The sequence below is a fragment of the Algoriphagus sp. genome, assembly GCF_013373065.1.
In the GTDB taxonomy this organism is placed as follows: Bacteria; Bacteroidota; Bacteroidia; order Cytophagales; family Cyclobacteriaceae; genus Algoriphagus.
The window spans coordinates 163,394-182,368 of the sequence record NZ_JABXIN010000002.1 but is presented as its reverse complement, the minus strand read 5'-3'; the positions used below and the strand labels follow the sequence as shown (position 1 = coordinate 182,368).

21 protein-coding genes, 1 tRNA gene and 1 pseudogene are annotated in these 18,975 nt (G+C 42.7%); 20 read left to right on the top strand and 3 right to left on the bottom strand.

The window, feature by feature from the left end; all coding sequences use genetic code 11:
* Window positions 1-47: 47 nt before the first annotated feature.
* The 8 genes and pseudogenes from HWE15_RS02150 to HWE15_RS02115 all read left to right on the top strand — a co-directional run.
* A pseudogene (locus tag HWE15_RS02150) lies at window positions 48-671 on the top strand (DUF4290 domain-containing protein); the annotation flags it as partial.
* Window positions 672-1,976, top strand: a complete 1,305-nt coding sequence (gene murA / locus HWE15_RS02145) for a UDP-N-acetylglucosamine 1-carboxyvinyltransferase (protein WP_290505847.1) — start codon at window positions 672-674, stop codon at window positions 1,974-1,976. It begins immediately after the preceding pseudogene.
* A 205-nt stretch (window positions 1,977-2,181) separates the two neighbouring features.
* Window positions 2,182-3,900, top strand: coding sequence for an IlvD/Edd family dehydratase (locus tag HWE15_RS02140; RefSeq protein ID WP_290505846.1), 1,719 nt, complete (start codon window positions 2,182-2,184; stop codon window positions 3,898-3,900).
* Between the two features lie 37 nt (window positions 3,901-3,937).
* Window positions 3,938-4,699, top strand: a complete 762-nt coding sequence (locus HWE15_RS02135; protein WP_290505845.1) for an SDR family NAD(P)-dependent oxidoreductase — start codon at window positions 3,938-3,940, stop codon at window positions 4,697-4,699.
* A 13-nt stretch (window positions 4,700-4,712) separates the two neighbouring features.
* Window positions 4,713-5,381: an acetoacetate decarboxylase family protein gene (locus HWE15_RS02130; protein WP_290505844.1), complete on the top strand. Its 669-nt coding sequence runs from the start codon at window positions 4,713-4,715 to the stop codon at window positions 5,379-5,381.
* Complete coding sequence (locus HWE15_RS02125) at window positions 5,365-6,156, top strand: SDR family oxidoreductase (protein WP_290505843.1); 792 nt, start codon at window positions 5,365-5,367, stop codon at window positions 6,154-6,156. Before HWE15_RS02130 ends, HWE15_RS02125 begins: the two co-directional genes overlap by 17 nt.
* 26 nt (window positions 6,157-6,182) lie before the next feature.
* Window positions 6,183-6,824, top strand: coding sequence for a hypothetical protein (locus HWE15_RS02120; RefSeq protein WP_290505842.1), 642 nt, complete (start codon window positions 6,183-6,185; stop codon window positions 6,822-6,824).
* Window positions 6,825-6,930: 106 nt separating this feature from the next.
* Window positions 6,931-7,818, top strand: coding sequence for a Nif3-like dinuclear metal center hexameric protein (locus tag HWE15_RS02115; RefSeq protein WP_290505841.1), 888 nt, complete (start codon window positions 6,931-6,933; stop codon window positions 7,816-7,818).
* Window positions 7,819-7,854: 36 nt separating this feature from the next.
* On the opposite strand, the gene HWE15_RS02110 is transcribed toward HWE15_RS02115, so the two are convergent.
* The 3 genes from HWE15_RS02110 to HWE15_RS02100 all read right to left on the bottom strand — a co-directional run bounded on the left by HWE15_RS02110 (window position 7,855) and on the right by HWE15_RS02100 (window position 8,817).
* A complete protein-coding gene (locus HWE15_RS02110; RefSeq protein ID WP_290505840.1) occupies window positions 7,855-8,061 on the bottom strand; it encodes a hypothetical protein in 207 nt (68 codons plus the stop codon).
* 62 nt (window positions 8,062-8,123) lie between these two features.
* Entirely contained in the window at window positions 8,124-8,666 is a 543-nt protein-coding gene (locus HWE15_RS02105) for a retropepsin-like aspartic protease (RefSeq protein WP_290505839.1), read from the bottom strand.
* A 79-nt stretch (window positions 8,667-8,745) separates the two neighbouring features.
* Window positions 8,746-8,817, bottom strand: a tRNA-Arg gene (locus HWE15_RS02100).
* Window positions 8,818-9,118: 301 nt separating this feature from the next.
* Here HWE15_RS02100 and HWE15_RS02095 point away from each other — a divergent pair.
* The 12 genes from HWE15_RS02095 (at window position 9,119) to HWE15_RS02040 (ending at window position 18,874) form a co-directional block, all read left to right on the top strand.
* Entirely contained in the window at window positions 9,119-9,679 is a 561-nt protein-coding gene (locus HWE15_RS02095) for a 30S ribosomal protein S16 (protein WP_135076008.1), read from the top strand.
* Window positions 9,680-9,693: 14 nt separating this feature from the next.
* Window positions 9,694-10,224, top strand: coding sequence for a ribosome maturation factor RimM (rimM, locus tag HWE15_RS02090; RefSeq protein WP_290505838.1), 531 nt, complete (start codon window positions 9,694-9,696; stop codon window positions 10,222-10,224).
* 3 nt (window positions 10,225-10,227) lie between these two features.
* Window positions 10,228-10,944 (top strand): tRNA (guanosine(37)-N1)-methyltransferase TrmD, encoded by a 717-nt coding sequence (gene trmD, locus HWE15_RS02085; protein ID WP_290505837.1) that lies wholly within the window; start codon window positions 10,228-10,230, stop codon window positions 10,942-10,944.
* 51 nt (window positions 10,945-10,995) lie between these two features.
* Window positions 10,996-11,361 carry a 50S ribosomal protein L19 gene (gene rplS / locus HWE15_RS02080; protein ID WP_135075999.1) on the top strand — a complete coding sequence of 122 codons (366 nt, stop codon included), beginning with the start codon at window positions 10,996-10,998 and terminating at the stop codon, window positions 11,359-11,361.
* An 83-nt stretch (window positions 11,362-11,444) separates the two neighbouring features.
* Window positions 11,445-11,726 (top strand): hypothetical protein, encoded by a 282-nt coding sequence (locus HWE15_RS02075; protein WP_290505836.1) that lies wholly within the window; start codon window positions 11,445-11,447, stop codon window positions 11,724-11,726.
* A 142-nt stretch (window positions 11,727-11,868) separates the two neighbouring features.
* Entirely contained in the window at window positions 11,869-13,407 is a 1,539-nt protein-coding gene (gene gltX / locus HWE15_RS02070) for a glutamate--tRNA ligase (RefSeq protein WP_290505835.1), read from the top strand.
* 11 nt (window positions 13,408-13,418) lie between these two features.
* Entirely contained in the window at window positions 13,419-13,634 is a 216-nt protein-coding gene (locus HWE15_RS02065) for a hypothetical protein (protein WP_290505834.1), read from the top strand.
* Between the two features lie 171 nt (window positions 13,635-13,805).
* Window positions 13,806-16,574 carry a TonB-dependent receptor gene (locus HWE15_RS02060; protein WP_290505833.1) on the top strand — a complete coding sequence of 923 codons (2,769 nt, stop codon included), beginning with the start codon at window positions 13,806-13,808 and terminating at the stop codon, window positions 16,572-16,574.
* 5 nt (window positions 16,575-16,579) lie between these two features.
* A complete protein-coding gene (locus tag HWE15_RS02055; RefSeq protein WP_290505832.1) occupies window positions 16,580-17,242 on the top strand; it encodes an outer membrane beta-barrel protein in 663 nt (220 codons plus the stop codon).
* Window positions 17,243-17,310: 68 nt separating this feature from the next.
* Window positions 17,311-17,802, top strand: coding sequence for an RNA polymerase sigma factor (locus tag HWE15_RS02050; protein ID WP_290505831.1), 492 nt, complete (start codon window positions 17,311-17,313; stop codon window positions 17,800-17,802).
* Window positions 17,792-18,106 (top strand): hypothetical protein, encoded by a 315-nt coding sequence (locus HWE15_RS02045; protein WP_290505830.1) that lies wholly within the window; start codon window positions 17,792-17,794, stop codon window positions 18,104-18,106. The genes HWE15_RS02050 and HWE15_RS02045 overlap by 11 nt, the downstream gene beginning before the upstream one ends.
* A 12-nt stretch (window positions 18,107-18,118) precedes the next feature.
* On the top strand, window positions 18,119-18,874 hold the full coding sequence (locus HWE15_RS02040; protein WP_290505829.1) for a periplasmic heavy metal sensor: 756 nt from the start codon (window positions 18,119-18,121) through the stop codon (window positions 18,872-18,874).
* Window positions 18,875-18,975: the final 101 nt, after the last annotated feature.

The following is an 18,975-nucleotide window of genomic DNA, read 5'->3' as shown; positions in this document are numbered from 1 at the left end:
CTGGCAGCCCAAGGGGGTACTAGAGCAGATAAAATCAGAAAACAAGACTTATTTTGAAAGAATACGGAAAAAACATTCAAGGCTTGGTGGACTATGTCTGCAGCATTGAAGACCGGGAAAAACGCACTGCCAGTGCCTACACCATCATTGATATCATCAAGCAATTAAATCCTGCTATGAAGCAGGAGAATGACCAAAAGCTTTGGGATGATCTCTATATTATGTCTGACTTTAAACTGGATGTAGACAGCCCATTTCCTATGCCTGAAAAGGAGTTGTTGGGGAAAAAGCCTTTGCCAATTGGCTATCCAAGAGGAGAAGTTCGGTTTAAGCATTATGGTCGAAACATTGAAAAATTAATCGAGAAGGCCATCGAAATCGAGGATGATGAGGAGCAGGAAGCAGCCATCATCTACATCGGACAGCTGATGAGAAGTTTTCATTCCACTTGGAATCGTGACAATTTCGATGATGGCATTATCCTTGACGATATCAAAACGCTCTCAGGAGGGAAACTGCATATCGATCTAGAAAAGGTAAAAGAAAATGCTCTTTTTGAATCGAATACCAGAAGAGATTTCAAAGTACCCACTCACGAAGAGCACAGTAGTAAAAACAAGCGAGGCGGAGGCCGTCGCAGAAATGGGCATAACAAAAAACGGCGAAACTAAATGGCATCTTTTCGGGTCCGTGGTGGAAATCAGCTCAAAGGTGAGATTATCCCTCAAGGAGCAAAAAATGAAGCGCTTCAGATTCTTTGCGCAGTACTTTTAACAGACGAAAAAGTCACCATCCATAAAATCCCTAATATTCGGGACGTCAACAAACTCATAGAGCTTTTGAGCGATATGGGGGTAAAAGTGACCAAATTGGGTCCTGAATCCTATTCTTTCCAAGCAGATGAAATCAATCTGGAGTATTTGGAAACGGAAGAATTTTTGAAAAAAGCTTCTGCTCTTCGAGGTTCCGTGATGATTTTGGGGCCATTGTTGACTCGTTTTGGAACAGGGAAATTATCCAAACCAGGAGGTGATAAAATCGGACGTCGGCGGATGGATACCCACTTTACAGGTTTCCAAAAGCTCGGTGCCACATTTCATTACGATGCTGAGCGCGAGATCTTTCATATTGATGGAAAGCATCTGAAAGGCACGTACATGCTTTTGGATGAAGCATCCGTGACAGGTACTGCCAATATCGTGATGGCAGCGGTAATGGCTGAAGGGAAGACCACAATTTACAATGCTGCCTGTGAACCTTATTTGCAGCAGCTTTGCGATATGCTGAACCGAATGGGAGCCAAGATCACCGGCTTAGGTTCCAATTTGTTGCATATCGAAGGCGTGGAGAAATTGGGAGGAACTACCCACACCATGTTGCCGGATATGATCGAGATCGGTTCATTCATCGGGATGGCAGCAATGACTCAGTCCGAAATCACAATCAAAAACTGCCAAATTCCGAAATTGGGGATCATACCTGATACTTTTAAGCGAATGGGGATTCAGATGGAGTTTCGGGGTGATGATATTTTTATTCCTGCACAGGATCATTACGAAATTGAAACCTTTATTGATGGTTCGATTTTGACGATTGCAGACCAGATTTGGCCCGGGTTTACCCCTGATTTATTGTCGATCGTTTTGGTGACTGCGACACAGGCAAAAGGGACCGTTTTAGTACACCAAAAGATGTTTGAATCCCGCTTGTTTTTCGTGGACAAACTGATCGATATGGGAGCGCAGATTATTCTTTGTGATCCGCATCGGGCTACGGTTATTGGCTTGGATCGCAAGTATCCATTGAGAGGTATACGGATGACATCCCCGGATATTCGGGCGGGGGTAGCCTTGTTGATTGCAGCTCTCTCTGCAAACGGTACTTCCATTATCGATAATATCGAGCAAATTGACCGAGGTTACCAATTCATCGATCAGCGCTTAAATGCACTGGGAGCGGATATTGAGCGGATTTAAGTCCGCTCTTTTTGTTTCCAAATTTCCGAGAATTTGCTGAGGTGTTTCTTGAGTTTCAAAAGACTCAAGTTTTCAGAGTGGACCAGTGCTACAATTTTATGATTAGCTTCAATCTTTCTTTTTGATGAATCTGGATTGGGTTTTTACTCGATAAAATCTTCTTTTTTTCCTATCTTCTGAAAAATTTCTCAAACCCAAAAAAACCATGACTAAGAAGAAGCTTCGCAGTCAGGAGTGGTACGGCCGAACTGGAAAAGATGGCTTTATATATCGCTCCTGGATGAAAAACCAAGGCCTTCCTCACCACCTTTTTGAAGGTGAAAAACCCGTAATAGGAATCTGTAATACCTGGTCAGAATTCACTCCATGTAATGCCCATTTTCGGGAATTAGCAGAATCCATCAAACAGGGAATCTGGGAGGCAGGAGGCTTTCCCTTGGAGTTTCCGGTGATGTCTTTAGGAGAATGCTCTATCAAGCCAACGGCCATGCTTTTTCGAAACTTGGCCTCCATGGATGTGGAGGAAAGTATTCGAGCCAATCCAATGGATGGGGTGGTTCTCATGTGCGGTTGTGATAAGACCACACCTTCCTTGGTGATGGGTGCTGCGTCGGTAGATCTCCCTACTTTGGTGGTTTCTGGAGGTCCTATGTTGGTTGGAAGATTTAAGGGGAAAAAAATCGGTACTTCAGATGTGTGGCGTTTTGCTGAAGAATACAAATTAGGGAAGCTTTCTCAAGAAGAATTTATTGAAGCTGAAGCAGCTATGTCTCGTTCCCGAGGGCATTGTGCGCCAATGGGTACAGCTTCTACGATGGCGGCTATGGTCGAAGCATTGGGTTTGGCAATGCCGGATAATGCGACCATTCCTGCAGCCGATTCAAGAAGGAAGGTTCTGGCTCACATGGCTGGCATGCGCATCGTCGAAATGGTCAAAGAAGATATGAGGATGAGTAAAATCTTGACTCGTAAAGCCTTTGAAAATTCCATTATGGTCAATGCGGCTTTGGGCGGGTCTACGAATTTTATCCTGCATTTGACAGCCATCGCAAGACGAATCGGAGTGGAGTTGGACTTGACAGATTTCGATCACTTTTCAGCTCGAATTCCATTGATTGCCAATGTTCAACCTTCCGGCGAGCACTGGGTGGAGGATTTATTCTATGCGGGGGGATTGCCTGCCGTAATGCGTGAAATTCAATCCAAATTGCACACGGATTGCATCACAGTCAATGGGAAAACCTTAGGCGAGAATATTGAAAAGGCCGAATGCTATGATCGTGAATTAATCGGAACCTTGGAGAAGCCGATTAAGCCCGATTCCGGAATTGCCGTGCTCAAGGGAAATCTCTGTCCTCATGGAGCCGTACTTAAACCTTCAGCAGCAAGCCCCCATTTATTGACCCATACTGGCAAGGCAGTGGTTTTTGAAGATATCGATGATTACAAAGCTCGAATCGATGATCCTAATTTGGAAGTGGATGAAAATTCTGTTTTGGTGATGAAAAATGTGGGGCCTAAAGGGTATCCAGGAATGCCAGAGGTTGGGAATATGGGTCTCCCTGCCAAACTGCTTCAAAAAGGGATCAAGGATATGGTTCGTATTTCAGATGGTCGAATGAGTGGGACAGGCTACGGGACAGTAGTGCTACATGTTTCACCAGAATCAGCCATTGGAGGGCCCTTGGCTTTGGTTCAAAATGGAGATTTGATTGAACTGGATGTGCCGAATCGCAGTCTGAATTTGTTGATATCGGAGGAGGAAATGGAAAATCGGAAAGCGGCGTTCAAACCAACCGAACTGCCCTATGATCGAGGTTATGTAAATCTATTCCTTCATCGGGTAAATCAGGCACATGAAGGCGTTGATTTTGATTTTCTGCAGGGAAGTTCGGGATCGGAGGTGAAGAGGGATTCCCATTAATTATAATTAAACCCAAAGAGGGTAACCAAATACAAACATGAAAACTCCAAAGACAGTAATTATCACAGGGGCAGGACAGGGAATAGGTCTGGAGATTGCCCGGAAAATGCTTCAAAATGGGTCTCAGGTGATTTTAAATGATTCCGAAAAAAGCTTAGTGGAGGATGCGGTGGCAAATCTTTCCCGAATGGGAAAAGGAAGTGTCATCGGATGTTCTGGTGATGCAGCTTCGGATTCTGTAATTCAGGAAATGATTGAATTAGCTCTTCATCATTTCGGCAAAGTCGATCAAGTAGTAGCTAATGCAGGAATTACTCTTTTTGGAAATTTTTTAGAGTACAATCGTGAAGATTTTATGGAGGTGATGCGGGTGAATCAAGCTGGTACTTTCTTTTTGGTGCAGGCGGCTGCTCGCGTGATGAAAAGACAAGAAGATGGAGGATCTATACTTTTGACTTCTTCCGTCACAGCTCATCAAAGTCATGAAAATCTAACCGCCTATGCCATGAGCAAAGCGGCTATCGAAATGCTTGCGAAAAATTTGGTATTGGAATTGGCTCCCCATGGAATCCGAATCAACGCTATTGCTCCGGGAGCAACGTTGACCGAGCGAACTACCTCTGACCCGGAATATGCCAAAATCTGGTCTCAGTTGACTCCTTTGGGACGGCCTGCTTCTACCACTGATATTGCAGAAGCAGCAGCATTTTTATTATCCAATGCGGCCCGACACATCACAGGTCAGACACTGGTGATCGATGGGGGTTGGACCTCGGTAAGTCCTTCGCCTTATGCCTAAAAGAAATTAAGCCATGGCGGAATCCTTAACAAAAGATTCCTTTCTTATTGCTCCTGCTCCTTGGGATTTGAAAGGTGAAGGGGTGATTTTGGTTTATAAATTCTCCAAAAACTGGGTTGAACAGCAGGGCCAATTGCCCGACTATTTAAAGGGGCAATTTTCAGGAGGTCTAGGTTATCTCATGCTGGTTAACTATACACAAAGCCCGGTTGGTCCCTATAGGGAATTATTGTTTATTCCCGGAAAATTCAAAAATCATAGAAAACAAACCATCACCCGCATTTTTGTGGATTCAGAGCAAAGCACTCAAAATGGTCGAGCGAATTGGGGGATTCCGAAGGAGACGATGGATTTTAGTTGGGAAGAGCAAGAGGGACAAATCCAAATACGGGTTAAATCCAAAGAAGAAACTTTCTTTTCCTGCGAGGTAAAACCCTTTGGATTTACATTTCCTGCAAATACAAAATTGCTTCCCATTGATCTCTACCAGCATTGGAAAGGAAAAGATTTTTTTACAAAACCCTCTGGAAAAGGAAAAGCCAAATTAGCCAGGGTGAATATTCTTCACGTCAACCCTTCATTTTTCCCTCCAATTGATCAAATAAAGCCCCTTTTGGCAGTTCATATCCGCCCTTTTCAAATCCATTTCCCCGAAGCTGTTGTCCATGAAAAAATTCTTTAGCCAAAAAAATATCATCGTGACAGGAGCTGCCTCAGGAATTGGGAAGGAACTGGTTCGGCTACTCCATTCTGAACAGGCAAATGTTTTGGCTGTGGATTATTCGGAAGAAGGTTTGGCTGAAATAAAAAGGGAATTTTCGGCTGTCCAGATTTTAAAAGTGGATTTGAGCCAAAAAGAAGGGAATCAAAAGATCTTATATTGGGTACGGACTCATTGGGAAAGAGTAGATGTCAGCATTGCCAATGCAGGAAAGGCAGAATATGGCTTGGCTGAGTATCAAAACTGGAAGGGAATGGATCAGCTTTTTCAGCTCAATGTTTTCAGTCCTATCCAGTTGGGGATGGAATTACGTCAGCTACTGAAGGGGAATTTCGGTAGACATGTGATTGTTGCTTCCGCGATTTCCTATTGGACTGTTCCCGGATATAGTATGTATGCGGCTAGCAAATCAGCTTTGCTTCAATGGGCTCGCACCGTCTGGAAAGAGTCCGAGGAGGATTGGTTGACTTTGGTTTTTCCAATCGCTACAGATACTCAATTTTTTGCTGCTGCAGGAAAATCCATTCCCAAGGCTTTTCCTATTCAAAAGCCAGAAAAAGTCGCAGAAAAAATCCTGATTGGGATCATCCGCAGAAAAAAACGTATTTTCCCTTCACGCTTATTTCCATTGATGCTGAATTTGGACCGTTTTTTCTTTTTTATCCAGCCTATTTATCAGGCTATTGAAAGAAAAAAATTAAAGAAATGGGTTCGAAACAATCCTAAAAATGAATAAGTTACCCTCATCTAACCCTTTAACATATGAATAAATCCTACCTCTTAGTTTTTGCGATTCTGGTGACTTTTGCTTGTTCACCAAAAATGCCTGACACGCTTCCTTTTCAAGTAGCAAAGGCCTATGGAATTGAGAATTTCGATCAGCTAAAATCCATATCCTATACTTGGAATGTGCAACGTGATTCGGTAAATATATTTTCCCGGAATTGGTCTTGGGATATCAAAAACCGAATGGTTACCTATACAGGACCGGATACTAGTTTTACCTACAGTCAGGATTTGCCAAAAGAATCCCTTCCAGATGCAGATAAGGGTTTTGTCAATGATAAGTACTGGTGCATGATGCCTTTTCAATTGGCTTGGGATCAAGGCTACGAATATGAAGTGGCCGAAAATGTTCCCACACCCCTTCATCAGCAGAATTCTACAAAATTAACAGTGGTTTATAGCTCGGGAGATGGCTACACTCCTGGGGATGCCTATGATTTATATCTGGATGAGAATCATCGCATCCTTGAATGGACTTATCGGAGACAAAATGCTCCTGAAGGAAGAACCTGGACTTGGGAAAATGTACAGGATGTTGGCCCTATTCAACTTGCCACCATGCATCGGGATGGGGCAGGGAATCGTTTTATTTGGATTTCGGATATAAAATTTGAGTAGATTATTAATCCTTAAAATATTTCCAACCACCCTGATTCCGGGGTGGTTTTTCTTTTTCTAGACCTCTTATTGAAAAATTTGGTAATTTTTTGAAAAAATCCAGTCCATGTATCCATCCAGAAGAAGATTTCTAGCTCAATCCGGTGTGCTTTTAGGAGCAGGCCTATCCCTCAACCCCTTTTTAACTTTTGGGAATAATCTTAAAAAAGATGTGACTGTCGGAGATATTATGGACGCATTTATCAATCAGGTGCCTGGGGCTCCATTTCCCCAAACCGTTGATACACTTAAAATGGGTTCCCGAGACCAGGTGGTAACGGGTGTGGTGGCCACCATGTTTGCCACCATGGAGGTAATTGAGCGGACGATCGAGCTAGGGGCAAATTTTATCATTCCGCATGAACCTACTTTTTTTAATCATGCAGATGAAACGGACTGGTTGGAAGATGATGAGGTGTTCCAATCCAAAAATCGATTGATGAAAGATCATGGTATTGCCTTGTGGAGAAACCATGATTACATCCATCGACTCGTGGATGATGGAGTACGCATAGGAGTGGTGAAGGAGTTGGGATGGGAAACGTATTATGAACCTGGTAGTCCTCTTTTGAAAATTCCCCCGACCAGCCTACGGTTATTAATTGATCATGCGAAGGCTAAATTGGGAGTTCCCGCGATGCGCTATGCAGGTGACTTGGGACAAACATGCGAGAAAGTGCTTTTGATACCTGGGGCAGCTGGAGGAAGAGCGCAGATAGAAGGGATTATGAAATATGATCCTGATGTGCTGATTTGTGGTGAATCGAATGAATGGGAAACTCCCGAGTATGTCCGAGCTGCCAACGCATCTGGTAAAAAGCTGAGCATGATTGTAATTGGGCATTCAGCCAGTGAGGAGGGAGGGTCCGAGTTTTTAAAGACTTGGCTAGAGAACCAATTTCCGGATTTGCCTGTTCATCATATTCCTTCTGGAAATTCGTTGCAGGTTTTTTAACCGTATCCCAAAAGCTTTTCAAAAATCCATACCGAATTAAGACGGCAAGTTGGAAACTTTTTGAAGCAAAGCCTCAGCAGCTAATCTTCCAAAATTATTGGCTGCATCGGGACTTGCTCCAATAATTAGATTCCGATCACGAAACACAGTTTTATCCGCTTTTCTATTGATAATTTCTACACCTAGCTTTTGAAGTTCTTTTCCAAATTCCCAAGTCAAATGTCCTGGCATGTAACCGATCAATGGGGTTTGGTTAAGTTTAAAAAAAGAAAAACCTGGTAATTAAATTAAGTCTCCCTAGTGTTTTACTTAGAATTTTTCAGATACAGGATGAGGTTGGTATAGTCGATGATAGCTTCTTGATCAGATAATATATCAGCTCCTATGATTCCGTCAGTTTCTTTTATTCCCAAACTAGTAAATGCCGTATTGACATGGTTTAGGGTCATTAAGGCCAATTGATAGTTTTCTAGTTTAATATTGCCGATTTCGATGGTGTTATTTTTGGAATTTTCAATTCTAAGATTTGCTCCTCCAGCACCTGTTCCGGTACTTTCAGCAGCGTTTGATTTCATTTTGAATTTGTTTTTCCGTTTCGTTTCGATGATCGTTAATCCTGCACCGGTATCTAAAATGAAGTTGGCCTCCACTCCGTTTATTTTTCCTTTGAGATGGAGATGTCCGGATTTTTCTTTTTCCATTTGTATTTGCGAATAGCCGCTTTCAAGTAGATATTCTGAAAGGGAAGAAAGTTGTTTTGGATGGTAGGAGAAACTACTTTCTTTCGGCTTTTCTGTACAATTCGAAAGGAAAATTGAAAGGAAAATGGGTAAAAGAATTTTTTTCATTCTTCATGAAGTTTTTTCCTTGAGACTGTTCTGAAAACTGATTTCAAAAAATCTCAATTCTTTTTTGGAAAGAAGGTAGTAGCCCCGACAGGAATCGAACCTGTATCTAAAGTTTAGGAAACTTCTATTCTATCCATTGAACTACGGGGCCATTATTTCAAGTATTGGTTGAGCTTTCGGATATCTTTCAACAAGTATAATTTCAAATAGAAAAGTAGCGACTTAATCTTTAGAAATCTTCTATTTCCTATCCGATCCTGTTTTGGTATCCATTGAACCCTGTCTACCGGCAGGCAGGTACGGGGCCAAAAAGGATTGGCAAGATACTAGAATTGCCAAAAAACCCATAAATATTCTCGAGTCAACTTATGGGGATTCAGAGATTTACCCTATCTTTGCACTCCAAATTTAGGATGGACGGGTTCCATCCGCTAAACAAACAAAAATAAACTATGTCAGTAAAAATCAGATTAGCACGTCGAGGCAGAAAGAAAATGGCCATTTATGACGTGGTTGTCGCTGATGCGAGAGCTCCACGGGATGGACGCTTCATCGAGAAAATCGGAACTTACAATCCGAACACGAACCCTGCATCGATCAACATCAACAATGAGCGCGCTCTACAGTGGTTGTTGAACGGAGCCCAGCCTACCGATACGGTAAAGGCAATGCTGTCTTACAGAGGGGTAATGCTTAAAAAACACCTCCAAATCGGAGTGGTGAAAGGTGCGATTACGCAAGAACAAGCGGACGCGAAATTTGAAGCTTGGGTAGCTGAGAAAGAAGCTAAGATCCAAAGCAAAGTAGACTCTATCGGTAAGGCAAAAGAAGAAGCTCGTCAAAAAGCGCTTGAAGCTGAAGCCGCTAAGAATCAGGCTCGTCTAGACGCGATCAAAGCAAGAGAAGAAGAAGCAAAAGCAGCTGCTGCTGCAGCTGAAGCTCCTGCCGAAGAAGCCGCTGAAGATGCAGCTCCTGAAGCTTCCGCAGAAGGCGAAGAAGCAACAGAAGCTTAATAGAAAATCTCCCCATGAACAAGGAGCAATGCTTTCAAGTAGGCTATGTGGCCAAAGTTCATGGACTTCGTGGAGAAGTGATGGTCGTTCTTGATGTGGATTATCCAGAAGATTATGAAGATCTGGAACACATCTTTATCGAACAAAAAGGACGCTTGGTTCCATTCTTTTTGGAACATTTCGTTCTTCAGTCTGGAAATAAGGCCTTGGCCAAGTTTGAGGACTTCGATACCATCGAACAGGTAGAGCCTTTGGTTGGATCGGGAATTTATCTTCCCCTGACCGCTTTGCCAGAGTTAGGTGAAGACCAATACTACTACCACGAATTAATTGGGTTTGAAGTAGAGGATGAAAAAAACGGAGTTTTAGGCCCCGTAGAAACCATCTACGACTTGGAAACCCAAGATCTTTTAGGCGTCAAACACCAAGGCAAGGAAATTCTGATTCCTATTCAGGATGAAATTCTAACCAAGGTGGACAAGGCAGCGAAAAAAGTTTTCTGCCGATTACCCGAAGGATTGCTTGACATTTATCTGGAAGACTGAGACATGCACATCGATATCATCAGTGTGGTACCTGGACTCTTGGAAGGGCCTTTTTCACATTCCATTCTAAAACGGGCGGAAGAAAAAGGACTAGCCTCAGTAAAGGTTCACAATTTGCGTGACTACGCTACCGGAAAGCAAAAGCAAGTCGACGATTATGCTTTTGGTGGAGGAGCAGGCATGGTGATGATGGTCGAACCGATAGCTGCCTGTATCGAAAGCCTTCAAAGTCAGCGGGTATATGATGAAATCATTTACATGACCCCTGATGGAGAGACTTTTGATCAACCCATGGCTAATTCGCTTTCACTGCAGCAAAATCTACTCATCCTTTGTGGGCATTACAAAGGCGTAGACGAGCGAATTCGGGAGCGATACATTACCAAGGAAATCAGTATCGGAGATTTTGTATTGTCGGGAGGAGAGCTGGCCGCTGCTGTTGTGGCAGATGCCGTAATTCGATTAATCCCTGGCGTACTGAATGATGAAACCTCAGCGTTAACAGATTCCTTTCAGGACCATCTGTTGGCACCGCCGGTTTATACTCGTCCTGCTGAATGGCAGGGAATGCAGGTGCCGGATGTTCTTCTTTCAGGTCATGAAGCAAAGATTAATGAATGGAGATTTGAAGCCTCGGTTCGTAGAACCCGTGAACGAAGACCCGACTTGTGGGCGAAGTCCGGATTGGGTGAAAGCGATTTAAAGAAGAGAAAAAAGTAATTCAATAAGCCACGTGTTGGCCAAACAGCGAAAGCATAAAATATAGAAGCTATGAGCGAACTAATGAAAATTGTAGAAGCGGAATACAACGAAGCAAGAGCTAAATTCCCTTCTTTCAAAGCCGGTGATACTATCAACGTCCACGTACGAATCAAAGAAGGTAACAAGGAGCGGGTACAGCAGTTCCAAGGAACTGTGATTCAGCGAAAGAATCCTAACTCTAACGGAGAGACCTTCACAGTACGAAAGATTTCTAACGGAATCGGTGTAGAGCGTATCTTCCCTATCCTTTCTCCAGCTATCGAGAAAATCGAAGTTTTGAGACAAGGTAAAGTACGTAGAGCTAGATTGTTCTACTTGAGAGGACGTCAAGGTAAGGCTGCCCGAATCAAGGAAAAAATTCAGGTGAAGCACTAAGCTTCAACCGATTACAGATAAAAGGAACTCAGTTTTGGGTTCCTTTTTTTATTGCCTAAATTCATTCCTGAGAATCTTGATTTATGAATTCATCGGCTACAATAGATCCAGGATTACGATTGGGTAAGATCGTTGTAAAATTGGCGGAAGTGCTTTTTGCAGGCTTTGCTTTCTTATTTTTCTTTTTTGCTTATTTGTCAACGACGGGATTTTTTCGAGAATGGAATATTCGTATTGAACCAGAGATATCTGACCTATTGCCAGTTCTAAGCCCTGATCAAATACTTACTGTTTTTTGTGTGATTGCAGGAGTGAAGTTTCTGATATTTTTGGGAATAATGGTCTTGATTGATCGGGATCTGTAGCAGTCTAAATTTTTGTTCGTGCATATTATACCTTTGGTCGGATTTGAAACCCAACCTTTCCCTGACAAATCCCTATCTTTGCAGCTTCATTGAAAACATGAAGGCAAATTTGCCTGTTTAAAGCTAAGCATATCCAAAACCCATGAGCAGAGAAGTTCGCGTACGTTTTGCCCCGTCCCCCACAGGACCTTTACATATTGGTGGAGTTCGTACAGCCCTTTACAATTACCTTTTTGCTAAAAAATACCAAGGAAAATTCATTCTCCGAATAGAAGATACGGATCAGGCCCGCTATGTTCCGGGAGCTGAAATGTATATCAAGGATTCCTTGGATTGGTTGGGAATAACTCCCGATGAAAGCCCCTGGAATCCAGGTGCAGTTGGTCCATATAGGCAATCAGAACGAAAGCCGGATTACATGAAGTATGCCTTGAGTCTAGTTGAAAAGGGACTGGCTTATTATGCTTTTGATACTGCTGAAGAATTGGAAGCGATGCGTGAGCGATTGACCGCTGCTCGAGTTGTACAACCGCAATACAATAGCATCACTCGAATGCAAATGAAAAACTCCCTCACCCTACCTGAGGATGAAGTGAAGGAGCGATTGGCTTCGGGAGAGCCCTATGTAATTCGTGTTAAAATTCCTCGAAAAGAAGAAGTCCGTCTGCATGATCAAATTCGAGGTTGGGTCATGGTACATTCTTCTACCTTGGATGATAAAGTATTGATGAAGTCGGATGGAATGCCGACCTATCACCTAGCAAATATTGTAGATGATCATCTGATGGGAATTACCCATGTAATCCGAGGTGAGGAGTGGTTGCCTTCTGCTCCTTTGCACGTGTTGTTATATCGCTATTTTGGTTGGGAGGATACCATGCCGGAATTCGCTCATTTGCCTTTATTGCTGAAGCCGGATGGAAATGGCAAACTTTCCAAGCGGGATGGTGACCGATTAGGTTTCCCGGTATTCCCAATTGACTGGAAAAATGAGACGACTGGAGAAACAGCTTCCGGTTTCAGAGAGCAGGGCTATCTGCCTGAGGCTTTGTTGAATTTCTTAGCCTTTTTGGGTTGGAATCCTGGGGATGATCGAGAGCTATTCACCAAGGAGGAATTGATTGAAGCATTCTCCATTGAACGCATTGGAAAGGCAGGAACCAAGTTTGACATCGCCAAGGCCAAGTGGTACAATGAACAATATCTTCGAGCTAAATCTGATGCTGAATTGGCACCTTATGTTCAAGGTAGTGCCGAAAAAGATGGTTTCCAGATTTCCGGAGAAACAGCGGAAGCGATTGCTGCGCTAACAAAGGGAAGAGTTTCTTTCCCTGCTGAAATGTGGCAAGAAAGTCGTTTCATCGTTATTGCTCCAGAGAAATTTGATGAGCAGGTCGTATCAAAAAAATGGAATGCGGATGCGGTTCAGGTGCTTTCTGCTTACCAAGAGAAGTTGGATTCTTTCGAAGGACAATTTTATGCGGTGACGGCTAAATTGCTTTTGGAATCAACTGCAGAAGCAGAGGGGATCAAGCTTGGGAAGGTCATGCAGGCCGTTCGGCTTTCCGTCACAGGGCTGGGCGCGGGTCCGGATTTGATGGAGATATTTGCTATCTTAGGTCCTCAGGAAGTTGCGCGAAGAATCCGATTTGCCTTGGAATCGTTGCCGCTTGCTCAGTAATCGGAAATACCATGAGTAAAAAGAAAAAAAAGAAAAACGAAGAGCCCAAAGTCCATGAGGATTTGAAAGGATTTAAAATGGAGATTGATTCCTTTGGAGAAATATCTTCCAGCTTTTCCATCGATAAGATCAACGAGTTTCTCAATAAAAATGTAGAAGATAAAAAGCTCAAAGATCGAGACGATTTGGATGAGATTAAAGGTGGCTCTGAAGAAGATGAAAAGTAAAGGCTCCGCAAGGAGCTTTTTCGTTTTCTGGATATGATGGAATCCAAGCGTTTTTCCAAAAGGCGCTGATTTTCCCCTTGCTCAACTTGAATCCTTTTTCTTCGTTTTAAAGTGAAGAAAAATTACCGACCAATTCAGTAATTTCAACCCAAACTAAACCGTTTAGCTCCTTTGAAAAAACTTTTGCTAATCCATTTCCTAATCTTCTTTTTTATCCAGATAGGATTTTCACAGACAAGTACCGTATCCGGTATAGTAAAAGATGCGGAAACCGGAGAAACGCTTCCTTTCTGTAATGTCTTTATCAATAATACTACGATTTCGACAACTACCGATTTGGATGGGGTATATATCTTGGAGGAACTGCAACCGGGAGCGACGGAAATAGGGTTTTCGTTTATGGGTTATGAGGCGGTGACCAAGCCGGTAACTCTAAATCCGGGTGGTAAGCTCACCCTGAATGTGTCTCTAAAGCCTCTTGAAACGGAGCTATCGGATGTGGAAATTAAAGCCAAACGGGACAAAACTTGGGAACGGGATCTGCGAAAGTTTGAGAATCTGTTTTTAGGGAATGATTTAGTCGCTGCAAAAACAGAGATTGAAAATCCATGGGTGATAGATTTCCCTCCCTCTGATGAAAAAAACACCTTTTTAGCGAGTTCTCAACTGCCCATTGAATTGGTTAACAACTACCTAGGTTATAAAATCACCTTTGACTTGAAGGAATTCTTCGACAATCCGATGAATTACCGAATTTCGGGTGCAGCTCGGTTTGAAGAATTGAGTCCGGAGGCTTCCGGGCAAGAAGAGGAATGGGAGAAAAATCGCATGGAGGTGTATCGAAAATCTCCCCAAAATATGTTTCGGGCAATGATTGCCGGTACCCATGAAAAGGAAGGTTTTTTTCTTTATGGTGACAAACCGGGCGGTGCCGATTCCCGAAATATGCGTTCGGATATTTTTGCCAACGAACTCGGAAAATCCGTTATTCCTTACAAACCCGAGCAATTGGTTGTTCCTGCGGATAAACCTGGGGAGTATTGGATAAACCTCAAAGGGAGAATTGAGATTCATTATCAGAAAGGTTATAGTCAACAAAATACCTATCGGGATGCTCCCTATCCGGTTTCTTGGCTAGAAGTGAATGGGGGGAAAGTTCGGGTTCGTGAAAATGGTATGATCCTCAATCCACAGGATGTGGTTTTTTCAGGAGATATGGACCGTAGGCGAGTAGCATCCATGTTGCCTTTGGATTATGATGCAGAACGAGCGATTCAACTTCAGAATCTAGATAAAACAGCTGCTAATTACCAAGAACGAATCTATCTTCACACTGATCGGCCTTACTATCAGGAGGGAGAGGAAGTGTTTTTTCAAGCCTTCATTAATTACGGGAATCCATACCTTAAGAATGAGTTAAGTGAGGTGTTGCATGTGGAGTTGATTTCTGAGGATAGAGACTTTTTGTTTCGAAAGAAATATAAAATCTTCGAAGGGGCTGCCGGAGGTAGTTTTTTCATCCCGGACTCTTTGTCTGGGCATCATTTTTTCCTCAGAGCCTATACCAACTGGAATCGGAATTATGGTCCAGATCATTACTTTACCAAGCCGCTTTTGATTCTGAAGTCTAGTGAGGAAGTGGAAAAATCCAGTTCAAATCAGATGGTTTCAGAACTTGTCAAGGTGAATGCGGATCGTGCTCAGTACGGAAAAAGGGAAAAAGTCAATTTGAAAATCAATACCCAAGAGTTGACAGGAAAACCTCTAGCTGCCCGTATAGCCGTTTCCGTATATGATTTGACACAAGTACAACCAGTTTTAGAAGGGGCTGTAAGTACAAGTTCTTTGGAGCTTGAAAAAATACCAGAATCGGTTGGCTTGGATCGATTTTCTTACACCATCGAAAAAAGCCTGAATGAGCAGTTTTTGTTGAAAGACCAAAAGGGAAAAGGGACAGCCGGAGATGTAACAGTTTTTGTTAATGGTTTTGAGGGGATTGTTGAGTTGGAAGCCAATCGAAATGGAGAGTTTGCCCTGGAGGAAATGGAATTCTATGGCCCTATGCGTTTGGCAATTCAAGGCTTGGATTCTAAAGGTAGGCCTTTACCGGAAGTGGAATATCTGGAGTCCCTTTCAGCTCCTATCGCCTCTTTCCCGAATGTAGATTGGCCTAATATTAAAGAGGGGACTGGAGGGCCTCAGCGTGACCTCGCTAGGGAAGAGTTTGTGGAATTGGAAGAGGTAGAGGTAGACGAAAAAGCATTCCCATCTTCAGGAGCGATTTATGGTAATCCGGATTTTGTGGTCACGAGTGATAAAATTTTGGCTACGGGTAGTGCGGTAGATTTGGTGAACAGTTTGGCAGGAAATGTACCCGGAATGCGGGTGACGGTCGCTGGTGCAAGTGGAAAACAACAAATCCGTCTTCGGGGAGGTGCCACTTCTGTTTTTGGATCGATGGAACCTATTGTGATGGTTAACGGGGCGATTTTGGTTTCTGCTCCCGATGCCACCGCAGCGGATAATCTCCGCAACATCAATCCGAATGATATTGATCGTGTAGAAATTGTTTCCAGAACCGTCTCTATGCTGGGAGATCAAGGAAGAAATGGAGTCATAGCGATTTATTTAAAAGATGGGATGAGTCCGGAGCGACAAATGGCAATCCCTTCAGCCCTTTCAGAATTTGTTGTGGAAGGATATGAGGTTCCGAGAAGTTTTTTCGAGTTTTCTTATGATGCAGGTATGGAATCACCCAACCAGGATTTGAGAAAGACCTTGTATTGGAATGGAAGCCTGGTAACAGATGAATCCGGTGAGGTTGAAATCAGCTTTTTCACAAATGATTCGGTCGGTCCTATGCGTGTCGAGATTCGGGGATTGAGTTTGGATGGCAAGCCAATTTCAGGCACTTTTACGATCAATCAGGAAAATCGATAAAACCTATGAGAGTTTCCCTGCTCTGTTTTTTCTTTTTGGCATTTGGAATGGAAGTCTTTTCCCAAACTAGCGTGGGAATTCGCGGAGGGTATGCAACTTCATCTTTCAGTTACCGACCTGCCGCAAACCTTCGCGATCGTGGCGTTGAAAGTGTCGGTAATCCTACTTTCGCCCTTGTCGTCGAACATTTTAATGCCAAAAATGCAGGGGTGGAGTTAAATATTCAGTGGATTACACTGGGTTTTCGACAAGTAAATGAAGATCCCGTAAATCCACTTCAAAATGTGACCGAGTTTGACTACCTCAAACTCCCATTTTTGGCTTCTTTTTATGCGGGTCGATCTGGTCGGTTTCAAATCAAATTAGGTCCCCATGTGGGGTATTTATTCAATGCCCGTGATATCCAGCGTGAATTTTCGAATTCCAGTATACCTGAAATCCCCACCTATGGAGGAGCCGGAGATAATCCAAAGAAATTCATGTACGGGATTAATGCCGGAGCGGGGATTTCCAAAGTTTTTGGAAAAAGCTCTTTGGCAGCAGAAGTTCGCTTTTCTTATGATTTTACTAATCCAGAAAGTCAGGAACGAATTTTCGATATGAATTCCACCACCTTAGAATTTGGACTTTCGTATTTATTCCGAGTTCGGGAGCGGAAAGAGCCTTAAGAAGTTTTTTTAAAAAAAATCGAGGACCTTGTCCTATTTTTCTTCTTTTCCCCGATTACTAAGTGAATATGAAGCACAATCAGTTGGAAAATATTCTCAAAGAGTTCCACAGGGATGCCTACTTATGGGCAAGGCAATGTTGTGGTTTTGAGGATGATCTGGCCAAGGATGTGCTTCAGCAAAGTTATTTGAAGATATTGGAGGGGAAGGCTACCTTACGCTATCCAGAAAAAGTAAAATCCTGGCTCTTTTCTATTATTCGTTTTACGGCAATAGATGAGCTTCGGAAAAATGGGAAATGGGTGAGTTTAGAGGAGAATTACGACTCGCCTGAGGTAGAAGAACTTAACCAGGAAACTGACTTCCAGAAATTATTGATGAAGCTTTCTCCTATGCAGCGAGAAGTCTTGTTGATGGTATTTTACCACGAAATGACCATTGCTCAAGCCGCCGAAATTCTTCAAATCGGACTGGGTACTGCTCGGACACATTATGAGCGGGGGAAAAAGAAACTGAAAGAATTGATTGAATTGCAAACCCAAGCAGCAAATGGAAAATGAAGATAAATTGATCAAGGCCTTCTTTGAGGACCTAAAGGAACAAGATCGAAACATTCCGATCCCTGAATTCCCTGAAGTCAAGGTGAAAAGTTTTCCTTATTGGATTCCAATGGGGGTGGCTGCCAGTCTGATTATTGGGGCTTTCCTGATTTTCCAAAGACCCGAAATCCCAGAGCCTCCTGCAGATGTGATTATCATTTCGCTTCAGGAGAATGAAGATCATGAACAGGAATTCCGAATCGAAGAAAAGGCTTACATCGATATTTGGGAATCTTCCACTTCCTCCCTTTTGACTGAATTCTAAACCAACACTACCATGAAAAATCTAATAGTAATAACCCTTTTCCTGTTCACACATTTTGCAGTAGGGCAGGACATCTTTAGAAAAAATCTCTACTCGGCCGATCAAATCATGGAAGCAAGAGAAAAGATCAACCTGACAGATGCGCAGGCTTCCAAAATCAAGAAAATCCATGCTGAAAATGCTGGAGAGTTTTCAACCTTAAAATGGGATTTAGATGAGGCAAATACTAAGCTTGAAAACATGCTTCAAGAGCCGAAAATTGATCCAATTGCGGTTACCAAACAGCTTGATAAGGTTTTGGAACTGGAAAACCAGCTTAAAAAGAAACAACTTAATACCTTGGTAGCTATTAAAAATGAATTGACAGAGGATCAAATAGATAAACTTAGTCAAACCTCAGCCTTTGGATTTAGAGGAAAGGGTACTTATGGAAGTTCGAGCGTGATTGGGATCAATGGCTTTAAATCCCAAGAGAAAGTGAGGATAGGACAGCCTTCTGCCACTACTTATTCTGCTGTATCCCCTGATTCTAAGGTTGGAGTAGTAGTAACAGGCACTCCTACAGGAGAGCAACCTCTATTTATAATCAAATCCGATCAAGGAACTGTTGAAAAAAAATCTTCTGAAAACCTTGGTGTTGAACCTAGTGACATCGAAAGCATTTCAGTTCTGAAAGACAAATCTGCGACCGAAGTTTATGGAGAGAAAGGTAAAAATGGTGTCATCATCATTACCTTAAAGGAAGGTGCGAAAGTAAAAATGAAGTGATTGAAATGGTTTAAATAAAAAAAGGCTGTCTTATTACGTACTCTATTGTCAGCCTGAGCGGAGTCGAAGGCCAATTCTGGAGATTCGGGTAAAATTTCGAC